The following is a 15,419-nucleotide window of genomic DNA, read 5'->3' as shown; positions in this document are numbered from 1 at the left end:
GGAATGAACGAGTTAGGATTGAAATTGGAAAAACTGCTTTTCACCGCATTATGCCAGCTTTTGCTTGTGACCTTAGGGTGCCTTTCGGTAATCCAGATGGCATCAGCACAGACCTACTGGGAATACGTTAAGGCCAAGAAGTACTGGAACCCTGGCTATCAAAACTACCAGCCCGCTTCAGCAGAGTTAAAATCCGCGTTGATCGATAATTGCATGAGAAGCGGTGGAACAATTAGTTGCACAATTGAATTTGGCAATGAAACATGGGTCGAGAGTGACAATGTGTGGGATAAGTGGCATTTCTCATTTACTCAAACTCGTGTCGCTACTAGCGGTCCGGGGTACCCTCCTTATACCACGGTCACCGCTGGGGGCGGGTATGTCATGCATTATTGCCCTGCGGACGGCGGCTGGACGTTAGGTCCCAAAGAGGAGCTTTGTTATCGAATGGCATCCGTCAATCCGGATTGTGAAGAATGTAAAGCTAACATACCGAAAATTGCCTTGCCTCCGCACGTCGGCAATCCAATTTTCCCTTCTACTTTAAGCAAACAGGAAGTTCGGACAGATTATGAAAATGCCCAAGGTACGCTTCGTTTCATTCGCACATATAGAAGCGATCTTAACCGATGGTCGCACAATTATGAGTTGTCGGTGATCGATTTGAACGCAAAGAATGATGATCTGCCATACGAGGCTTGCTATTTGGAAGCTGAAAAGCAGATGCTGGACCGTCGCTGCTACCCGTACGCGGCGAACGGCAAGACCAGAGATATAGCAGTTAGGCGAGGAAGTGGCCGAATTTTATATTTTGGCTCAGGGATTGCCTATGCAGGCGCCGTGGACGTAAAGGATAGTCTTATTCCAGTTTTTGGTAACGACGGAATTAGAACTGGATGGCAAGTTAAAAATGGTCAAACGCAAGCTAAAGAAACATACGATGTCACAGGTCGCATCTTGGTGTCACAGGAATTGAACGGCCAAGAAACCAGGTTCACATATAGCGATGCAACCACTTTGCCTGAGGTAGCTCCTCGCCGTGGTTTTTTGATTGGCGTTACAGACGCCTTTGGTGCATCGCTGAATTTTACTTATGACTCAACAGGCAGGCTATCGTCCATGCAAGACCCCGCTGGTGGTACATATACATATTCGTACGATCAAAATAGTAATTTATCCTCAGTTACATACCCGGACAGTAGACAAATAAGTTATTTATACAATGAGACGGGACGGACAAACATTTCACGCGCAACGCTTCTTACTGGAATTATTGACGAGAATTCCAATCGCTATGCAACGTTTACATATAAAGACTACAAAGCGGTATCGACCGAACATGCTGGGTCCGTACAGAAATACTCAGTTGTGGCAAATAATGACACCCTGAGTTCCGTGACCGATCCACTCGGAACTCAGCGCTTATACGAATACAGCACCTTAGTGAACGGGATTAAAAAGATTACCCGTATTAGCCAGCCAATTTTAGGTAGTACCGCCATCAACAACAGAACTATCGCCTATGACTCTAAGGGCAATGTTGCTTCGACCAGTGATTTCGACGGTCAACAGACTGTCTATACCTACGATTTGGCTCGCAACCTGCCTACTAAGCGCGTGGAGGGCAGCGGTACGAACCTGGCGCGCACCATCTCGACCGAATGGCACGCCACTTTAGACCTACCGACCCGGATCGCCGAACCCAAGCGTCTGACCACCAACACCTACGACAACAACGGCAATCTGTTAACGCAAACCGTACAAGCCACAACGGACACGACCGGCGCCACTGGCTTTGGCGCTGTAGTGACAGGCCTACCGCAAACACGCACTTATACATACAACGCGCTGGGCCAGCGCCTTACCGCCAAAGGCCCACGTACCGATGTGAACGATCAGACTACTTACGTCTACGACAACGCAGGCAACCTGACCAGCATCACCAACGCAGCGGGCCATGTCACCACGCTCTCGAACTATGACGCCCACGGCCGCGCTGGCCGTATCACCGACCCCAACGGTCTACATACCGATTTCAGCTATACCGTACGTGGCTGGCTGTCAGCCGTCTCCAAAGGCAGCGAAACCACCAGCTATGAATATGACGGTATCGGCCAGTTGACCAAAGCCACGCTGCCGGATGACTCCAGCATCAGCTACACCTACGACACCGCACATCGCCTTACCGGCATCGCCGACACCTCCGGGAATTCAGTCGCCTATTCCTTGGACAATATGGGCAACCGCACCGGCGAGCAGGTCAAGGATGCCGATGGCGCACTCGTCCGCAAAATCAGCCGCGCCTACGACGCACTCAACCGCCTCAAGCAAATTACCGGAGCCCTGCAATGACGCGCCCTCTTCCAACATGCATCGCCGCCGCCTTCGCCGTTTTGGCTGCGAGCGCAAACGCGCAAACGCAAAACACCACCACCAGCTACGTCTATGATGCCATCGGCAACCTGACCCAGATCACAGACCCGCTAAACCGCATCACCAAGCAGGAGTACGACATCCTGCGCCGCCGCACGAAAGTCACCGACGCCAAGAATGGCGTCACTCAGTTCATCTACGATGGCCAGGACCAGTTGACCCAAGTAACCGACGCGCGCAACCTGGCTACCGTCTACACCATTGATGGATTGGGCAACCTCACAAAGACCGCCTCACCGGACACTGGCGCGACCACCAGTACCTACGACGAAGCCGGCAATCTAAAAACCCGCACCGACGCCAAGGGCCAGCTGACCAGCTACACTTACGACGTGCTGAACCGTGTTACCGCCGTCAGCTACAGCGACGGCACCAGTGCTGCTTACGTCTACGACACGGGCGACAACGCGATTGGCCGGCTCAGCAAAGTGACCGACGTCAGCGGCACCACCGAGTACAGTTACGACCTGCACGGCCGCGTACTAACTGAAACACGCACCATCGGCGGCACCGCCTATGCAACCTCCTACCGCTACAGCTCAGGACTTTTGTCAGGGCTGACCTACCCCAGTGGCCGCACCGTCGACTATCTGCGCGACAGCACCGGGCGCATCAGCAGCATCAGCAGTACCAAGGACGGCAGCACGGCCACACTGGTGAGCGATGCCACCTACCAGCCGTTCGGCGCCTTGAAGTCGCTCACGTTCGGCAACGGCCAACTGTACACGCGCACCTACGATCTGGACGGGCGCATGACCAGCTACACGCTGAACGGCCAAGTGCAATCCCTCAGTTATGACGCCGCCAGCCGCATCACCGGCGTCACTGACGCGGGCAACGCGGCCAATACGCGCACCTATGGCTACGATCAGCTGGACCGCATCACCAGCGAGCAGAAAGGCAGCAGCAGCCTGGGCTACAGCTACGACGCGGTCGGCAACCGCACCCAGTACACCAATGGCGCGGCCATCACCAACTACACCTATGCCACGGCCAGTAATCGCCTGACGCAAGTGGCTGGCGGACAGACCAACACCATTGCCACAGACCTGAACGGCAGCACGACCAACAACGGCAACAGCCAGTTCAACTACGACGCGCGCGGACGCATGATGTCGGCCACCACGGCCATCGGCTTGGTGAGCTACAAGATTAACGTGCTTGGCCAGCGTGTGCAAAAGGTCACGCCGCAGGCCACAACGGTGTTCCATTACGACGCCAACGGCAAGCTGATCGCCGAGACGACTGGCGATGCCACTACCGAATATGTCTACCTGGACGATGTGCCGGTAGCTGTGCTCAAGTAAGGGAATGCAGATGAAGAACCACAACAAAGGAACCAGCGTGTTCAAGAACTTCCTCATTACCGCCTGGCTGGCGTTCGCGTCACTTGCAGCGACCAATGCATCGGCGGCGACTTCGATCACCGCCTTGGCCACGCCATCCACCGCAACGGTGCCTGCCAGCGTGATCTTGTCTATCTCCGTCAACGCGGATCCGGACCCGGTGATAATTACCAAGGTCGAATACTTCAATGGCATATCACCACTTGGTGAATCGACCACCGCACCTTTCAGCCTGGCACTCGGCAATGTCGCGGCAGGCACCTACAACATCGTAGCGAAGGCAACCGTAGCCAACCCGGAGAATCCGGTTCTCCTCTCCAATCCAGCCGCACTGGTGGTAGCCAGCGGATCGACAGGTGGCTCGAACGTGTACTATGTCCAGACGGATCAACTGAACACGCCGAGAGCGATTACCGATCAGAGCAACGCCCTGGTTTGGAAATGGGACAGCGATCCGTACGGATCAACACCCCCAAACGAGAAGCCTGGCTCAGCGGCAAGTTTCACCTACAATCAGCGGTTTCCGGGGCAGTTCTTTGATAAGGAGACAAATTTTCATTACAACTACTTTAGGGACTACGATCCGCAAACCGGGCGGTACGTACAGAGCGATCCGATTGGGCTTGCTGGTGGCATCAACACGTACAGCTACTCGCTCGGCAATCCAGTCAAATACACAGATCCAACGGGTCAGTTTGTCCCGCTCGTAATTGCAGTATGCGCAGCGGGTGGCTGTGAGGCTATCTTTACAGCCGCGGTGGCAGGAGCTGTGTGGTGGGGTATTAGTCACCAGCCGATGGCCAATTCAAGTTCATCAGACCGTGGACTGCAACAAGCCATCGAGAAGGAAGCGAATCGCCGCGAATACAAGAGCTATTGTGATGACCCTCCGCCACCCGGAGGAAATGCTTGTGATAACGCGCAAAATGATTTGCGCAATGCGCAGCGCTGCAAGGCTGCTCGCGATGAAAATACGAAAAAGTGGTGGCAAGGTCAGGATAGTCAGCACGATTCCAGAATGATGACGGATTTAAATAACCGCATTTCAAATGCCGAGAAAGCTGTGAAACGTAGCTGTCCTTCAACGTGCCAATAAGAGTGCTGATTAACATGGAAAAAGCTTCATTGCTAAGCGAAATAGAGAGCGTTTTTTCTTTCATAGAAATGCCGTCCCGGTGCGATATGGTTCCCGCATCACCGCGCACCATCGAGTCTCAAGAGATCCAGGAAGACATGGAGGAATTTCGGGGAAAACCAATATCGGGAGACGCAATCCGCACGATTCAACGTTATTTCCCTGTGTTGTCGGAAAAAGCGACGCGCTGGATCCTGCCACATTTTCTGCGCTATTGCTTGGCCCCTGACACAGTCTTTGATCGGCGGCGCCAAATCGAATCGCTCATTTATGCGCTTTCTCCAGAAACAGAATTTTCTTTCGATTCAATGAAGAAGTTCTCCCTGTTGAGCAGCTCGCAAATCTTGTGTCTCGTACATTTCCTTCAGTGGTGTCTTGAAGATCCATATTGGATGCAAGCCTATTCAGAACGTATCCATAGTGGTATTGCATTTCTTGGGACACTTCCGCGTGGGCAGGGGGGCGGGTGCGTCAGTGCCGACAAAGTTACACGAACAGAGCAGTAGAGCGCGGGCATGAGTGGGCAGTGCCGAACATACACGAATGGGGCAGGCGGGCGATAATTGGCCACGTAGAAGGCAGTTGACATCGGACGTATCCCGTTCGTATCTGGTCCGTATCCTGTCGTAGCCTATCCGTAGTTGCTGAACACGTAGGCGGTGCCGTCGCAGGGCGCGCGGCCCAGCGCCTGCTGCACGCACAGCGACAAGCGGTCGATCCCGGCACGGATATCGACCGGCTGGGTCGCCAGCCAGATCACCCCAGCGCCCAGTTGCATCACAGGCTGCGCAGCAGGTTCGCCAGCCACTCGCCCGGCGTGCCTGCGGCCAGCTCCAGCGACAAGCCCTGCGGGCCGCGCAACACCAGCGACGGCGCCGCAGTCGGCTTGATTACCACCGGCACCAGCGCTGCTACTTGCCGAGGCGCGGCAGAAAGGCGCCGCACCCAGTAGCCCATTTGGCACACCGGGTGGCCGTGCTTCAGCGCGTAGGCCCGCTGTGACAAGCCGCTTTCACGCCAGTGCGCAATGCGCTCCTTCCAGATTTCTTCTCTTGCTTGGTTCTCCGTCGTGTCCTCCGGAATGAAAACCGGAGTGTGCAGAATCGTGCACCGCGTTCACAGGTGGGACGGCCGGACGCTTACCGCCTTTTTACTTCGGCGTTCAGTCGCACCAGCGGATTGGTGCTGTGGATCTGGAGTCGGTGAGTATTCTCATCAAGCTGGACACTGATTCTCCTCTCAAAGAGGACACCGATTCTCTCCTCAAACTGGACACCGAGTGGTGAATCTATGTAATGACCCAGCAGAATCTGCTCAGGTTACGCGGCTAATGCAAAAACAGCCGCAGGGGTTTTCATCTGAAGCGCCTGGTGTGGGCGCTTGTTGTTGTAAAACTGAATCCAATCGCCAATCACACGACTGGCGTGCTGCAAGGACTCGAATCGTTGCCGGTGTGTGCATTGCTCCTTCAAAGTACGTATGACACGCTCGACCATGCCGTTCTGCTGCGGACAGTGCGGCGTGATGAATTCCTGGCGCAGGCCATAGCCGCGCACCAGTGCCGTGAAGCTACGGCTGGTGAACACCAAGCCATTGTCGCTGCGCAGCAGGAATGGTGCCGGCACGCGTCCCAGCGTGCCAAAGCGGGCAATCAGGGCATGCTCCAAGGCGCTCGATGCTGTACAGGCTTTGCCGCTGCGCGACAGGTGCCAGCCCAGCAGTTCACGAGTGTGGCAATCGATCACCAAAGCCAAGGTCGCCCAGCCGTCCTTGCCAGCCCATATCCTGCACATGTCTGTGGACCAGCGTTCATTGGGCGCCTGCGCCACCGAGGGCAAGGCTTGGATGCGCGGCCGGAAGCCGATGGCCCGCTTGCGCACCTGCCAACCCTTAAGCTGGAAAATGCGCTGCACGGTGTTCTTGTTCATGCCCAGCAGGTGCGCCACCGTGCGATAGCCGAAGGACGGTGATTCTTCGATCATGGCCTTGATCGGGGCGGCCAGCTCGGGCTTGACCTTGGAGGCCGCCTTGGTCGGCTTGTAATAGGCAGTGCGGCGCGGCACCTCCAGCCACTTGCACAGCTTACTCATCGGGACGACCAATCCATCTTCCTTGAGTCCCTGGCGGATCGTCTCGATCACTTCTCGTCCTCGCCCAACAGGGACTGCAGCTTTTTTCGTACGCGCAACTCCAGCATCGCTTCGCCGTAGGCCTCCTGCAATTCTTTGATCTGCCGCTCGTACTGCTCGCGCACATCGAGCGGGTTGGCACGCAGCGCGTTCTCCATACCGCGCTTGCCGTCATCGACCCAGGCCTCGACCTCAGACGGCGCCAAGTCGTAGGCACGGCTCGCTTCTGCAACTGTCGTCTTGCCCTGGATGATTTCCAGCACCAGTGCGCTCTTGCGCTTGGCCGTCCAGCGTTTCACTTCTTCGTCCATCTTCGTACTCACTGATAATTTCCTCAATTATGACGTGAGCAGGAATTCAGTGGGTCGTTACATCTATCCGGACACATATTGGACTGCCGGACAGTGGTTCTGCTACCTGGACAGGTATCGCTCACCGTCCGGACTGCTCCGTAGTAGGATGCTCATCGCGAATCGGACTGCAATGTGAACTTTCTAGCAGCGGCCGTCACTAAGTTTTGTCCGGTGGCTTCAGGTATTGGTCGTTGGCGTCGTCTAGCATCTTGCCCAAGTTCAGGCCTATACCCATAATATTCGGTTCGAGCTTAACGTAACGAGTAAGGCGGAGGAGCAGGCCCGAAAGCAGGTTCCGCAGCTGCAGGCAATCCTCAAGATGAAGCAGACGCTGCCTTGTCCTGCATTTGCTAAGCGTCGTGTCGGCACCGTCTTGAGCGGATCGTCAGGAAACGAGATGATGCTTGGCAGACCGCTGGAAGCGGCGTTTAGCCGGCCACCGATGGCAGCGCATGCCTGCCAATGCCGCTGACCTCGCGGTCATCAGCCAGCCTGGCGCGGACGCCGGCCGGCAGTGTCAGGCTGCCCTTGCCTTTCGACCACTCAATCTCGATTAGTCCGTGCGGGGTCGGCACCGCCCCGTGGCCGGAGGCGATGCCCGCAGTGGCCGGAGTCACCTGACACAACGAGAAGCCCGGCGCCAGCGGTTCCACGCCCAGCACCCCGCGCGACAGGAGCATCACCGGCGCGGCGCCCGCCCAAGCATGGCACAGGCTGTTGCCATACCTGCGCGAGTACATGGAAAGTTGCGCCACCTCTCCCTGCTCCGGACGGATGTCTTCGAAGAAGCGGCGGTAGCCCCGTTCGATCAGCGGCAACCACACGGCCTTCAGCCGCGCGATGCCATCGGCCGTACGGCCCGCCTTGGCATAGGCCGTGAGTTCCACCACCTGCGTGAGGCTCCAGCGTCGGGCGCGGTTGTTCGGGTCGTTCAGCCACGCGAACAGGCGATTGTGCTCGCCCGGCGCTGCCACGTCGTAGGCGACTGCGAAGGCCTGGGCGAACGGCGTGAAGCGGCCGTCGCGCTGGCCGACGCTGTCGATGCCGTTGACGTACAGGCCGGAGCGCTGGTCGAGGAACTGGCGCCGGATGGTGGTGCGCAGCCGTGCCGCCGCCTCGCTCCAGCGTGCCTGCAGCTTTTTGTCACCCCAGGCCTGCGCCAGCCGCGCGCCGGACGAGAAGGCGGCGGCCAGCAGCATCTGGCCATAGGCCGGCGCGCCCTTCGCATCGGGACCCTGCGCCTTGACGGCGGACCAATCAGGGAAAAAGCCGTACGGCTTGACCTGCCGAGCATCAAGCAGGCCGGCGCCGTCCTGCAGCGAGGTGTAGAGCTGCAGGCTGTCCTCGATGCGGTCGCGGAACATGCGGGAAAAGCGTTCGTCGCCGCGCATCATGTATTCGCGCTCGAAGCCGATCACGTCGTACATCTGCGAGTCGATGATGCCGAAGTCGCGCACCGACGGCTGCTCGGGCAATGTCTGCACCACCAGCGTCTGACGTGACATGTCGGTATCGAAGAACACGCGCTCGAACGCTTCCAGCGCCTGCGTCCCGTCATGCCATACCAGCCCATCGCGGCGAATGCCGTCCAGGTAGAAATCGTGCATGTTCGAGCGCAGCGTGGCCACCGCCGTGTTCCAGATGGCGTTCAGGGCCGGGTCGCTGGTCTCGAAGCGGCCCAGCGCAGGCGCCGGGTGCACCTTGGCGTCGAAGCGGATGTCGGTCAGTTGCACGTTTCCCCTGACCTCCAGCCGTGCATAGCGCAGCGCACGCTCGGGCAGCCGCCTCTCAAATTTGAGTCCGTCATGGGCCTTCCTTCATATTCTAATGGGCATCGCCCGGAATCACAGGTACCGCAGTACCCGACACGATCTGCATCAATTCCCTTTGTTGCTGTCGCGTGACGTCCAGTTCGCGTTCTGCACGGGAATGCGGCCGTCAGAGTATGTGGCATTGCAGTGGGCGCATATCCGAGAGGAACGGCATCAGGTGGCGGTTGAGCAGGTCTTTGTTGATGGTCAAACGAAAGACAGGGCTAAAACGGAAGCGGGCCTGCGCAGCATCGACTTGCGGCTTGGCGCCAGAACGGCGCTACAGGCCCAGAAGGCATTTACCGCAGAGGGAGGAGGATTGGTGTTCGTCAATCCGCAGACACGCCAGCAGTGGAACGGGGACAAGCCCATCTATAAACGGTGGAAGCAGATTCTAAAACAGGCGGGCGTCCGCTTCCGCAATCCCTACCAAACTCGGCATACGTTCGCCTCGAGCCTGCTGATGCTTGGCGCCATCCCGCTGTACGTTGCGGGGCAGATGGGACACGCAGACACCACCATGATCACGCGCACTTACGGGAAGTGGATCAACAGCGGGCTGGACGATGGCCGCCGCCAGAAACTGTTGAAGCTGTATGCACAGACCAACCCCAAGCGTGAGGATGAGTTTCCTTGGCACGGGTAAGGTTCATTCAGACGAAAAAAAACCGGCTTAGGCCGGTTTTTCATGAGCTGGGCATAGCTTCCATTGCCCCAAATTTGCCCCAAATTTCTGACACTCAACATCAATACTCAGCAACAATTTCTAAGTATCTGATTTTGCTACGAATTCTTGGTGGGAAGTGCAAGTTTCGAACTTGCGACCCCTGCAGTGTGAATGCAGTGCTCTACCCCTGAGCTAACCTCCCGTTGAGTGCGAGCATTATAGCGCACCGATTACATTTGTAAAAGGGCTGGCTCGAAAAATCTTATGCAGCCGGCAGAGCCAGCGCCGCGCGCCAGATGCAGCTGCCTTTCACCGCCTTGTCCAGGCCGTTGAGCGTGTCCTCGTGCGCGGCCAGTTCGTCGTCGCTGGCGCACAGCACGATGATGTCGGCCAGCGGCACCGGCTCCAGCAGCACGCCGCCTACTTGCACTTCCTCCTCAACGTCCATGCCCAGGCTGTTCTGGCCGCGCGTCATCGACAGGTAGACGTCCGCCAGCAGCTCGGCATCCAGCAGCGCGCCGTGCAGCTTGCGGTGGGCGTTGGAGATACCGAAGAAGTCGCACAGCGCGTCCAGCGAGTTGCGCTTGCCTGGACGCATTTCCTTGGCCACCGCCAGCGTGTCGATCACACCGCTGATGTGGCCCTCGAGCGGCGGCATGTTCAGCAGCCGGTACTCGTGGTTCAGGAAGCCCATGTCGAAGGGCGCGTTGTGGATCACCAGTTCGGCGCCCTGGATGTAGTCGTGGAAGCGCTGCGCAATCTCGCGGAATTTCGGCTTGTCGCTCAGGAACTCCGTGGTCAGGCCGTGCACGTTCAGTGCGCCCTCTTCCGAGTCCCGCTCCGGGTTGATGTAGACGTGGAAGTTATTCCCGGTCAGCATGCGGTTGACCAGCTCGACGCAGCCGATTTCAATAACGCGGTTGCCCAGTTTGGGATTGATGCCGGTGGTTTCAGTATCGAGTACGATTTGACGCATGGATTTCTTCAGGAAAGACTAAGAGCAAGCCGGGCAGTATAGCAAAGCCCGGCCACAGGGTCCGCGTTTGCCCGGCCCTTATTTGCGGACCGAGTCCACGCCCTTGTTGGCCAGCTGGTCGGCCCGCTCGTTGCCCGGATGGCCGTTGTGGCCGCGCACCCAGCGCCAGTCCACCTTGTGCACGGACTGCGCCTGGTCCAGCGCCTGCCACAGGTCGGCGTTCTTGACCGGCTCCTTGGCCGAGGTCATCCAGTTGCGCTTTTTCCAGCCGTGTATCCACTCGCTGATGCCTTTTTGCACGTACTGGCTGTCGGTGTGCAGCACCACGTCGCACGGGCGCTTGAGCGCGTTAAGCGATTCGATCACGGCGCGCAATTCCATGCGGTTATTGGTCGTATTCAGTTCGCCGCCAAACATTTCCTTCTCGGCGCCGTCGGCGCGCAGCCACGCACCCCAGCCACCTGTGCCGGGATTGCCCTTGCATGCGCCGTCGGTAAAAATCTCAACCTTATCCATCCTGCTGTTCCCGCCTTTTGTTCGTTGCCGGCACGCCCGCCGGGGCGGTGGCCGTTTTTTTGGTCCATGCCGGACCGATCAGGTGCATGCCTTTGACGCGCTTGACCGCCTGCACCATGTACACCGCGCCCAGATACGGCCACGAGCGCGATCCCACCTTGTCCATGAAGGCGTAGCGCTGCAGCCATTTTTCGGTGCGGCAAGCGGGCGCGTAGCAGCCGAAATGGCTTTGCGTGGCGCCCAGATTCAATAATTTTAACCAGTCTTTCAGGCGCAGCATAGAGATGAATTCGCCATCGCGCGGCAGGAAATGGTTGCCGGTGATGCGCGCCGTCACTTGCCGCAAGCCCCACAAGCTGGCCGGATTGAAGCCGCAGATGATGAGCTGGCCCTCCGGCCGCAGCACCCGCTCCACTTCGCGCAGCACCTGGTGCGGCTCGGCGGCAAACTCCAGCACGTGCGGCAGCACCACCAGGTCCAGGCTTTGCGAGGCGAACGGCAGTTCCGCGTAGTCCAGCGTGACGGCCACTTGCCGCAGCTCGCTGCCGTCGGCCAGGCGCAGCGGACGCGGGCGGGTGTCGGCCAGCCATTTGCGCGGCATGCGGTTGGCCGACAGGGCGTCGATTTGCGGCAGGCCGATCTGCACGGCGTTGAAGCCGAAGATGTCGGCGGTGAGCTCATCCAGGCGCGCCTGTTCCCAGGCGCGCACGTAGGCGCCCGGCGGCGTCTGCAGCCAGCCGTCCAGCGCTATAATGGATTTTTCGGATGCCGCGCTATCCATGCCGCTCTTTCCCTATGACTACTGCCCGCAAGCTTGCCGTCCTCACCGTTCCCGCCTTCAATGACAATTATCTGTGGTTAATCCATGACGGCGTCCACGCCGCCGTGATGGACCCCGGCGACGCGCAACCCATCCTGGCCGCGCTCAAGGCGCACGGACTGGCGCTTACCGCCATTCTACTCACCCATCACCATGCTGACCACACGGGCGGCGTCCCAGCATTATTGCAGCATTACGCCGTGCCCGTGTACGGTCCGCGCAATGACGGCATCGCCGCCGTGACCAGGCCGCTGGCCGAGGGCGACACGGTGGCCGTGCCGGGGCTGGATTTGCAGCTGTCGGTACTGGAGGTGCCGGGGCACACGCTGGGCCATATCGCCTACGTGCGCCGCGGTGGCGAAGGCGGCGAGCCCTGGCTGTTCTGCGGCGACACCTTGTTCGCGGGCGGCTGCGGCCGCCTGTTCGAAGGCACACCGGCCCAGATGGTGGACTCGCTGAACAAGCTGGCCGCCCTGCCCGCCGACACCAAGGTGTTTTGCGCGCACGAATATACCCTGTCGAACCTGCGCTTCGCCAGCGCGGTGGAGCCGGGCAACGCGGCGCTGCAGGCGCGCGTGGAGGCGGACACGGCCAAGCGCTCGCAAGGCGTGCCGACCGTGCCCAGCACCGTGGGCATGGAACGCAGCACCAATCCCTTCCTGCGGTATGCCGAACCGCAGATCGCCGCGCAGCTGGTGGCGGCGGGCAAATTGCAAGGCGGCGAAGCGCCGGTGGCCGTGTTCGCGGCCCTGCGGCAATGGAAAAACTCTTTCTAAGCGAGGCAGGATGAAGCACGTCACATGCTATTTCGACCCCATCAGCCCGTTCGCGTGGCTGGCCACCAAGGAAATCGGCCGCATTGAAGCGGCGGGCTGCACGGTGGAGTTCGTGCCGGTGCTGTTTGCGGCCATGCTCAATGCGCACGGGCAGAAAGGTCCGGCCGAGATTCCAGCCAAGCGCGTGCACACTTTCCGCGATGTGATGCGGCTGGCGGCGGCGAAGGGCCTGCCTTTCGTGGGGCCGCCGGGGCATCCCTTCAATCCGCTGCCGGCCTTGCGCATCAGTACCGCGATAGCCGATGCGGCGGCGCGCAAGCGCTTTGTGGTGGCCATGTATGCGGCGTGCTGGGAGCGCGGCGCGGATGTGTCGGATATGGCGGTGCTGGCCGGGCTGGCCGACCAGTGCGGCCTGGATGGGGGCGCGCTGGCGCAGGCTGCGGTGTCGCCGGGGGTGAAGCAGGCGCTGGCGGCTGCGACCGAACAGGCCATTGCGGCAGGCGTGTTTGGCGTGCCGACGTTTGCGTTTGAAGGGGAGTTTTTCTGGGGCGCGGACCGGATTGATTCGCTGCTGTGGCGCCTGGCGGGCAACGGCATCGACGAGGCCGCGCTGCAGGCGTTCCTGGACCGGCCGGCACTGGCGCAGCGCAAGGCGGCTTGACTCTGGGGCGGCACACATTGGCGGGTTAGCGGCGCAGCCGCGTAACCCGCCAACCCGCTTAGATTTCTTCGTACAGCGGCAAGGTCAGGAACTCGGCAAACGCGCTGGAGGTCGACATTTCCTCGAAGATCTCGGCGGCGCGTTCGTAGTTCATGCTGCTGCCGTCCGGCGCGGAGGCTTTCACCTTCGGCAGTTCCTCGGTAATCATCGCGCGCACCATCTCGGCGGTCACTTTGCGGCCATCTTCCAGGATGCCCTTGGTCGAACGGATCCACTGCCACACTTGCGAACGGCTGATCTCGGCGGTGGCCGCATCTTCCATCAGGTTATGGATGGGCACGCAGCCATTGCCGCCCAGCCAGCTGCCCAGGTAGTGGATGCCCACGTTGATGTTGTAGCGCAGGCCCGCTTCGGTGATCGGCGCTTCCGGCTGGAAGTTCAGCAGATCGGCGGCAGTCACTTCCACATCGGGACGCAGCTTGCCGATCTGGTTCGGCGCGTCGCCCAGCACTTTCTTGAACTCGCCCATGGCCAGCTCCACCAGGCCAGGGTGCGCCACCCAGCCGCCGTCGTAGCCGTCGGTCGCGTCGCGCGCCTTGTCGTTGCGCACGCCGCCCATGGCCACTTCGTTCTTTTCCGGATCGTTCTTGATCGGTATCAGCGCGGCCATGCCGCCGATGGCGGGCGCGTTGCGCTTGTGGCAGGTCTTCAGCAGCAGCAGCGCGTAGGAGCGCATGAACGGCGCCGTCATGGTCACTTTGGCGCGGTCGGCCAGGCAGAAGTCCTTGTCCAGCTTGAATTTCTTGATGCAGGAGAAGATGTAGTCCCAGCGGCCGGCGTTCAGGCCCGAGCTGTGCTCGCGCAGTTCGTACAGGATCTCGTCCATCTCAAACGCGGCCAGGATGGTCTCGATCAGCACCGTGGCTTTGATGGTGCCTTGCGGCAGGCCCAATTCGTTCTGCGTCATCACGAAGATGTCGTTCCACAGGCGCGCTTCCAGGTGCGATTCCATTTTCGGCAGGTAGAAGTACGGGCCGGCGCCGCGCGCCAGCTGCTCCTTGGCGTTGTGGATCATGAACAGGGCGAAGTCGAAAATGCCGCCCGAAATACGCTTGCCGTCCACCAGCACGTGCTTCTCGTCCAGGTGCCAGCCGCGCGGACGCACCACCAGCGTGGCGGTCTTGTCGTTCAGCTTGTACGACTTGCCGTTCTGCTCCAGCGAGATAGTCTGGCGCACCGCGTCCATCATGTTGACCTGGCCGCTGATCTGGTTGTCCCAGTTCGGCGTGTTCGAGTCTTCGAAGTCGGTCATATAGCTGTCGGCGCCGGAGTTCAGCGCGTTGATGACCATCTTGCGCTCGACCGGGCCGGTGATTTCCACGCGGCGGCATTCCAGCGCTTTCGGAATCGGCGCGATGGTCCAGTCGCCGGCGCGGATGTGCGCGGTTTCCTTCAGGAAGTCCGGACGCTCGCCCTCGTCCAGGCGCTTGGCGCGCGCCACGCGGATCGCCAGCAGTTCCTGGCGGCGCGGCTCGAACTCGCGCGACAGCTTGGCCACCAGGGCCAGCGCATCGGGAGTCAGTACGGTTTCGTAGCCGGGCTTGATGGCGCCGGTAATTTCCATGCCTGCTGGCAGAGTGAGGGTGGCTTGCGTCATGAGATCTCCGATGGTGGTAGGTGTGAATGCCTCAGTATAGGCGCTAGGCGTCTTGCTGTTTTTTCCAGTATATTCACTAAATAGTTATGCAAACAAGACTAAAAATCACTTCATCTGTGCGTTTTTTGCACAAGTGAAG

16 protein-coding genes and 1 tRNA gene are annotated in these 15,419 nt (G+C 59.4%); 7 read left to right on the top strand and 10 right to left on the bottom strand.

Annotation, left to right across the window (positions count from 1 at the left end):
- Window positions 1-3 precede the first annotated feature (3 nt).
- From AC07S4_RS21165 to AC07S4_RS21150, 4 genes are read left to right on the top strand one after another with little or no spacing between them, the layout of a single operon-like run.
- Window positions 4-2,352, top strand: a complete 2,349-nt coding sequence (locus tag AC07S4_RS21165) for a hypothetical protein (protein ID WP_494988527.1) — start codon at window positions 4-6, stop codon at window positions 2,350-2,352.
- Window positions 2,349-3,740, top strand: coding sequence for an RHS repeat domain-containing protein (locus AC07S4_RS21160; protein WP_494988526.1), 1,392 nt, complete (start codon window positions 2,349-2,351; stop codon window positions 3,738-3,740). Before AC07S4_RS21165 ends, AC07S4_RS21160 begins: the two co-directional genes overlap by 4 nt.
- 10 nt (window positions 3,741-3,750) lie before the next feature.
- Entirely contained in the window at window positions 3,751-4,875 is a 1,125-nt protein-coding gene (locus AC07S4_RS21155) for an RHS repeat-associated core domain-containing protein (RefSeq protein ID WP_494988525.1), read from the top strand.
- A 14-nt stretch (window positions 4,876-4,889) separates the two neighbouring features.
- Window positions 4,890-5,420 carry a hypothetical protein gene (locus AC07S4_RS21150; protein ID WP_494988524.1) on the top strand — a complete coding sequence of 177 codons (531 nt, stop codon included), beginning with the start codon at window positions 4,890-4,892 and terminating at the stop codon, window positions 5,418-5,420.
- A gap of 125 nt (window positions 5,421-5,545) precedes the next feature.
- Here AC07S4_RS21150 and tnpB read toward each other — a convergent pair whose 3' ends face one another.
- From tnpB to AC07S4_RS21125, 5 genes are all read right to left on the bottom strand, one after another.
- Window positions 5,546-5,692 (bottom strand): IS66 family insertion sequence element accessory protein TnpB, encoded by a 147-nt coding sequence (gene tnpB, locus AC07S4_RS21145; RefSeq protein WP_494988523.1) that lies wholly within the window; start codon window positions 5,690-5,692, stop codon window positions 5,546-5,548.
- Complete coding sequence (gene tnpA, locus AC07S4_RS21140) at window positions 5,692-5,958, bottom strand: IS66 family insertion sequence element accessory protein TnpA (protein ID WP_494988621.1); 267 nt, start codon at window positions 5,956-5,958, stop codon at window positions 5,692-5,694. The genes tnpB and tnpA overlap by 1 nt, the downstream gene beginning before the upstream one ends.
- Window positions 5,959-6,233: 275 nt before the next feature.
- The gene (locus AC07S4_RS21135) at window positions 6,234-7,055 is read right to left on the bottom strand and encodes an IS3 family transposase (protein WP_494988522.1); all 822 of its coding nucleotides are present in this window, start codon (window positions 7,053-7,055) and stop codon (window positions 6,234-6,236) included.
- The gene (locus AC07S4_RS21130; protein ID WP_057156241.1) at window positions 7,052-7,366 is read right to left on the bottom strand and encodes a DUF1153 domain-containing protein; all 315 of its coding nucleotides are present in this window, start codon (window positions 7,364-7,366) and stop codon (window positions 7,052-7,054) included. The genes AC07S4_RS21135 and AC07S4_RS21130 overlap by 4 nt, the downstream gene beginning before the upstream one ends.
- 458 nt (window positions 7,367-7,824) lie before the next feature.
- Window positions 7,825-9,129, bottom strand: a complete 1,305-nt coding sequence (locus AC07S4_RS21125; RefSeq protein WP_494988521.1) for an alpha-L-rhamnosidase-related protein — start codon at window positions 9,127-9,129, stop codon at window positions 7,825-7,827.
- A 94-nt stretch (window positions 9,130-9,223) separates the two neighbouring features.
- Here AC07S4_RS21125 and AC07S4_RS21120 point away from each other — a divergent pair, with 94 nt between their 5' ends.
- Window positions 9,224-9,853, top strand: a complete 630-nt coding sequence (locus AC07S4_RS21120; RefSeq protein WP_494988520.1) for a site-specific integrase — start codon at window positions 9,224-9,226, stop codon at window positions 9,851-9,853.
- Between the two features lie 148 nt (window positions 9,854-10,001).
- Here AC07S4_RS21120 and AC07S4_RS21115 read toward each other — a convergent pair.
- From AC07S4_RS21115 to AC07S4_RS21100, 4 genes are all read right to left on the bottom strand, one after another.
- A tRNA-Val gene (locus AC07S4_RS21115) sits at window positions 10,002-10,076 on the bottom strand.
- Between the two features lie 60 nt (window positions 10,077-10,136).
- Window positions 10,137-10,850: a DNA polymerase III subunit epsilon gene (gene dnaQ / locus AC07S4_RS21110; protein ID WP_494988519.1), complete on the bottom strand. Its 714-nt coding sequence runs from the start codon at window positions 10,848-10,850 to the stop codon at window positions 10,137-10,139.
- A 78-nt stretch (window positions 10,851-10,928) separates the two neighbouring features.
- Window positions 10,929-11,366 (bottom strand): ribonuclease HI, encoded by a 438-nt coding sequence (rnhA, locus tag AC07S4_RS21105; protein WP_161074789.1) that lies wholly within the window; start codon window positions 11,364-11,366, stop codon window positions 10,929-10,931.
- Window positions 11,359-12,147, bottom strand: a complete 789-nt coding sequence (locus AC07S4_RS21100) for a class I SAM-dependent methyltransferase (RefSeq protein WP_494988518.1) — start codon at window positions 12,145-12,147, stop codon at window positions 11,359-11,361. The genes rnhA and AC07S4_RS21100 overlap by 8 nt, the downstream gene beginning before the upstream one ends.
- Window positions 12,148-12,161: 14 nt before the next feature.
- Here AC07S4_RS21100 and gloB point away from each other — a divergent pair, with 14 nt between their 5' ends.
- Together gloB and AC07S4_RS21090 are read left to right on the top strand one after the other, a co-directional pair.
- Window positions 12,162-12,962 (top strand): hydroxyacylglutathione hydrolase, encoded by an 801-nt coding sequence (gloB, locus tag AC07S4_RS21095; RefSeq protein ID WP_494988517.1) that lies wholly within the window; start codon window positions 12,162-12,164, stop codon window positions 12,960-12,962.
- A 10-nt stretch (window positions 12,963-12,972) separates the two neighbouring features.
- Window positions 12,973-13,623: a 2-hydroxychromene-2-carboxylate isomerase gene (locus tag AC07S4_RS21090; protein ID WP_494988516.1), complete on the top strand. Its 651-nt coding sequence runs from the start codon at window positions 12,973-12,975 to the stop codon at window positions 13,621-13,623.
- A 58-nt stretch (window positions 13,624-13,681) separates the two neighbouring features.
- Here the strand turns inward: AC07S4_RS21090 and aceB are convergent, their stop codons facing one another.
- Window positions 13,682-15,280: a malate synthase A gene (aceB, locus tag AC07S4_RS21085; protein WP_494988515.1), complete on the bottom strand. Its 1,599-nt coding sequence runs from the start codon at window positions 15,278-15,280 to the stop codon at window positions 13,682-13,684.
- Window positions 15,281-15,419 lie beyond the last annotated feature (139 nt).

The organism is Pseudoduganella sp. GW821-FHT05F09 (assembly GCF_059419605.1).
The sequence above is the reverse complement of the archived record's forward strand: the minus strand, read 5'-3'. Positions and strand labels throughout refer to the sequence as shown.

Excerpts from the sequence above, each read along its gene's own strand:
- AC07S4_RS21165 (WP_494988527.1), top strand. The coding sequence starts at position 4 with ATGAACGAGTTAGGATTGAAATTGGAAAAACTGCTTTTCACCGCATTA.
- AC07S4_RS21160 (WP_494988526.1), top strand. The coding sequence starts at position 2,349 with ATGACGCGCCCTCTTCCAACATGCATCGCCGCCGCCTTCGCCGTTTTG.
- AC07S4_RS21155 (WP_494988525.1), top strand. The coding sequence starts at position 3,751 with ATGAAGAACCACAACAAAGGAACCAGCGTGTTCAAGAACTTCCTCATT.
- AC07S4_RS21150 (WP_494988524.1), top strand. The coding sequence starts at position 4,890 with ATGGAAAAAGCTTCATTGCTAAGCGAAATAGAGAGCGTTTTTTCTTTC.
- tnpB (WP_494988523.1), bottom strand. The coding sequence starts at position 5,692 with ATGCAACTGGGCGCTGGGGTGATCTGGCTGGCGACCCAGCCGGTCGAT.
- AC07S4_RS21120 (WP_494988520.1), top strand. The coding sequence starts at position 9,224 with ATGGGCATCGCCCGGAATCACAGGTACCGCAGTACCCGACACGATCTG.
- dnaQ (WP_494988519.1), bottom strand. The coding sequence starts at position 10,850 with ATGCGTCAAATCGTACTCGATACTGAAACCACCGGCATCAATCCCAAA.
- rnhA (WP_161074789.1), bottom strand. The coding sequence starts at position 11,366 with ATGGATAAGGTTGAGATTTTTACCGACGGCGCATGCAAGGGCAATCCC.
- AC07S4_RS21100 (WP_494988518.1), bottom strand. The coding sequence starts at position 12,147 with ATGGATAGCGCGGCATCCGAAAAATCCATTATAGCGCTGGACGGCTGG.
- gloB (WP_494988517.1), top strand. The coding sequence starts at position 12,162 with ATGACTACTGCCCGCAAGCTTGCCGTCCTCACCGTTCCCGCCTTCAAT.
- AC07S4_RS21090 (WP_494988516.1), top strand. The coding sequence starts at position 12,973 with ATGAAGCACGTCACATGCTATTTCGACCCCATCAGCCCGTTCGCGTGG.
- aceB (WP_494988515.1), bottom strand. The coding sequence starts at position 15,280 with ATGACGCAAGCCACCCTCACTCTGCCAGCAGGCATGGAAATTACCGGC.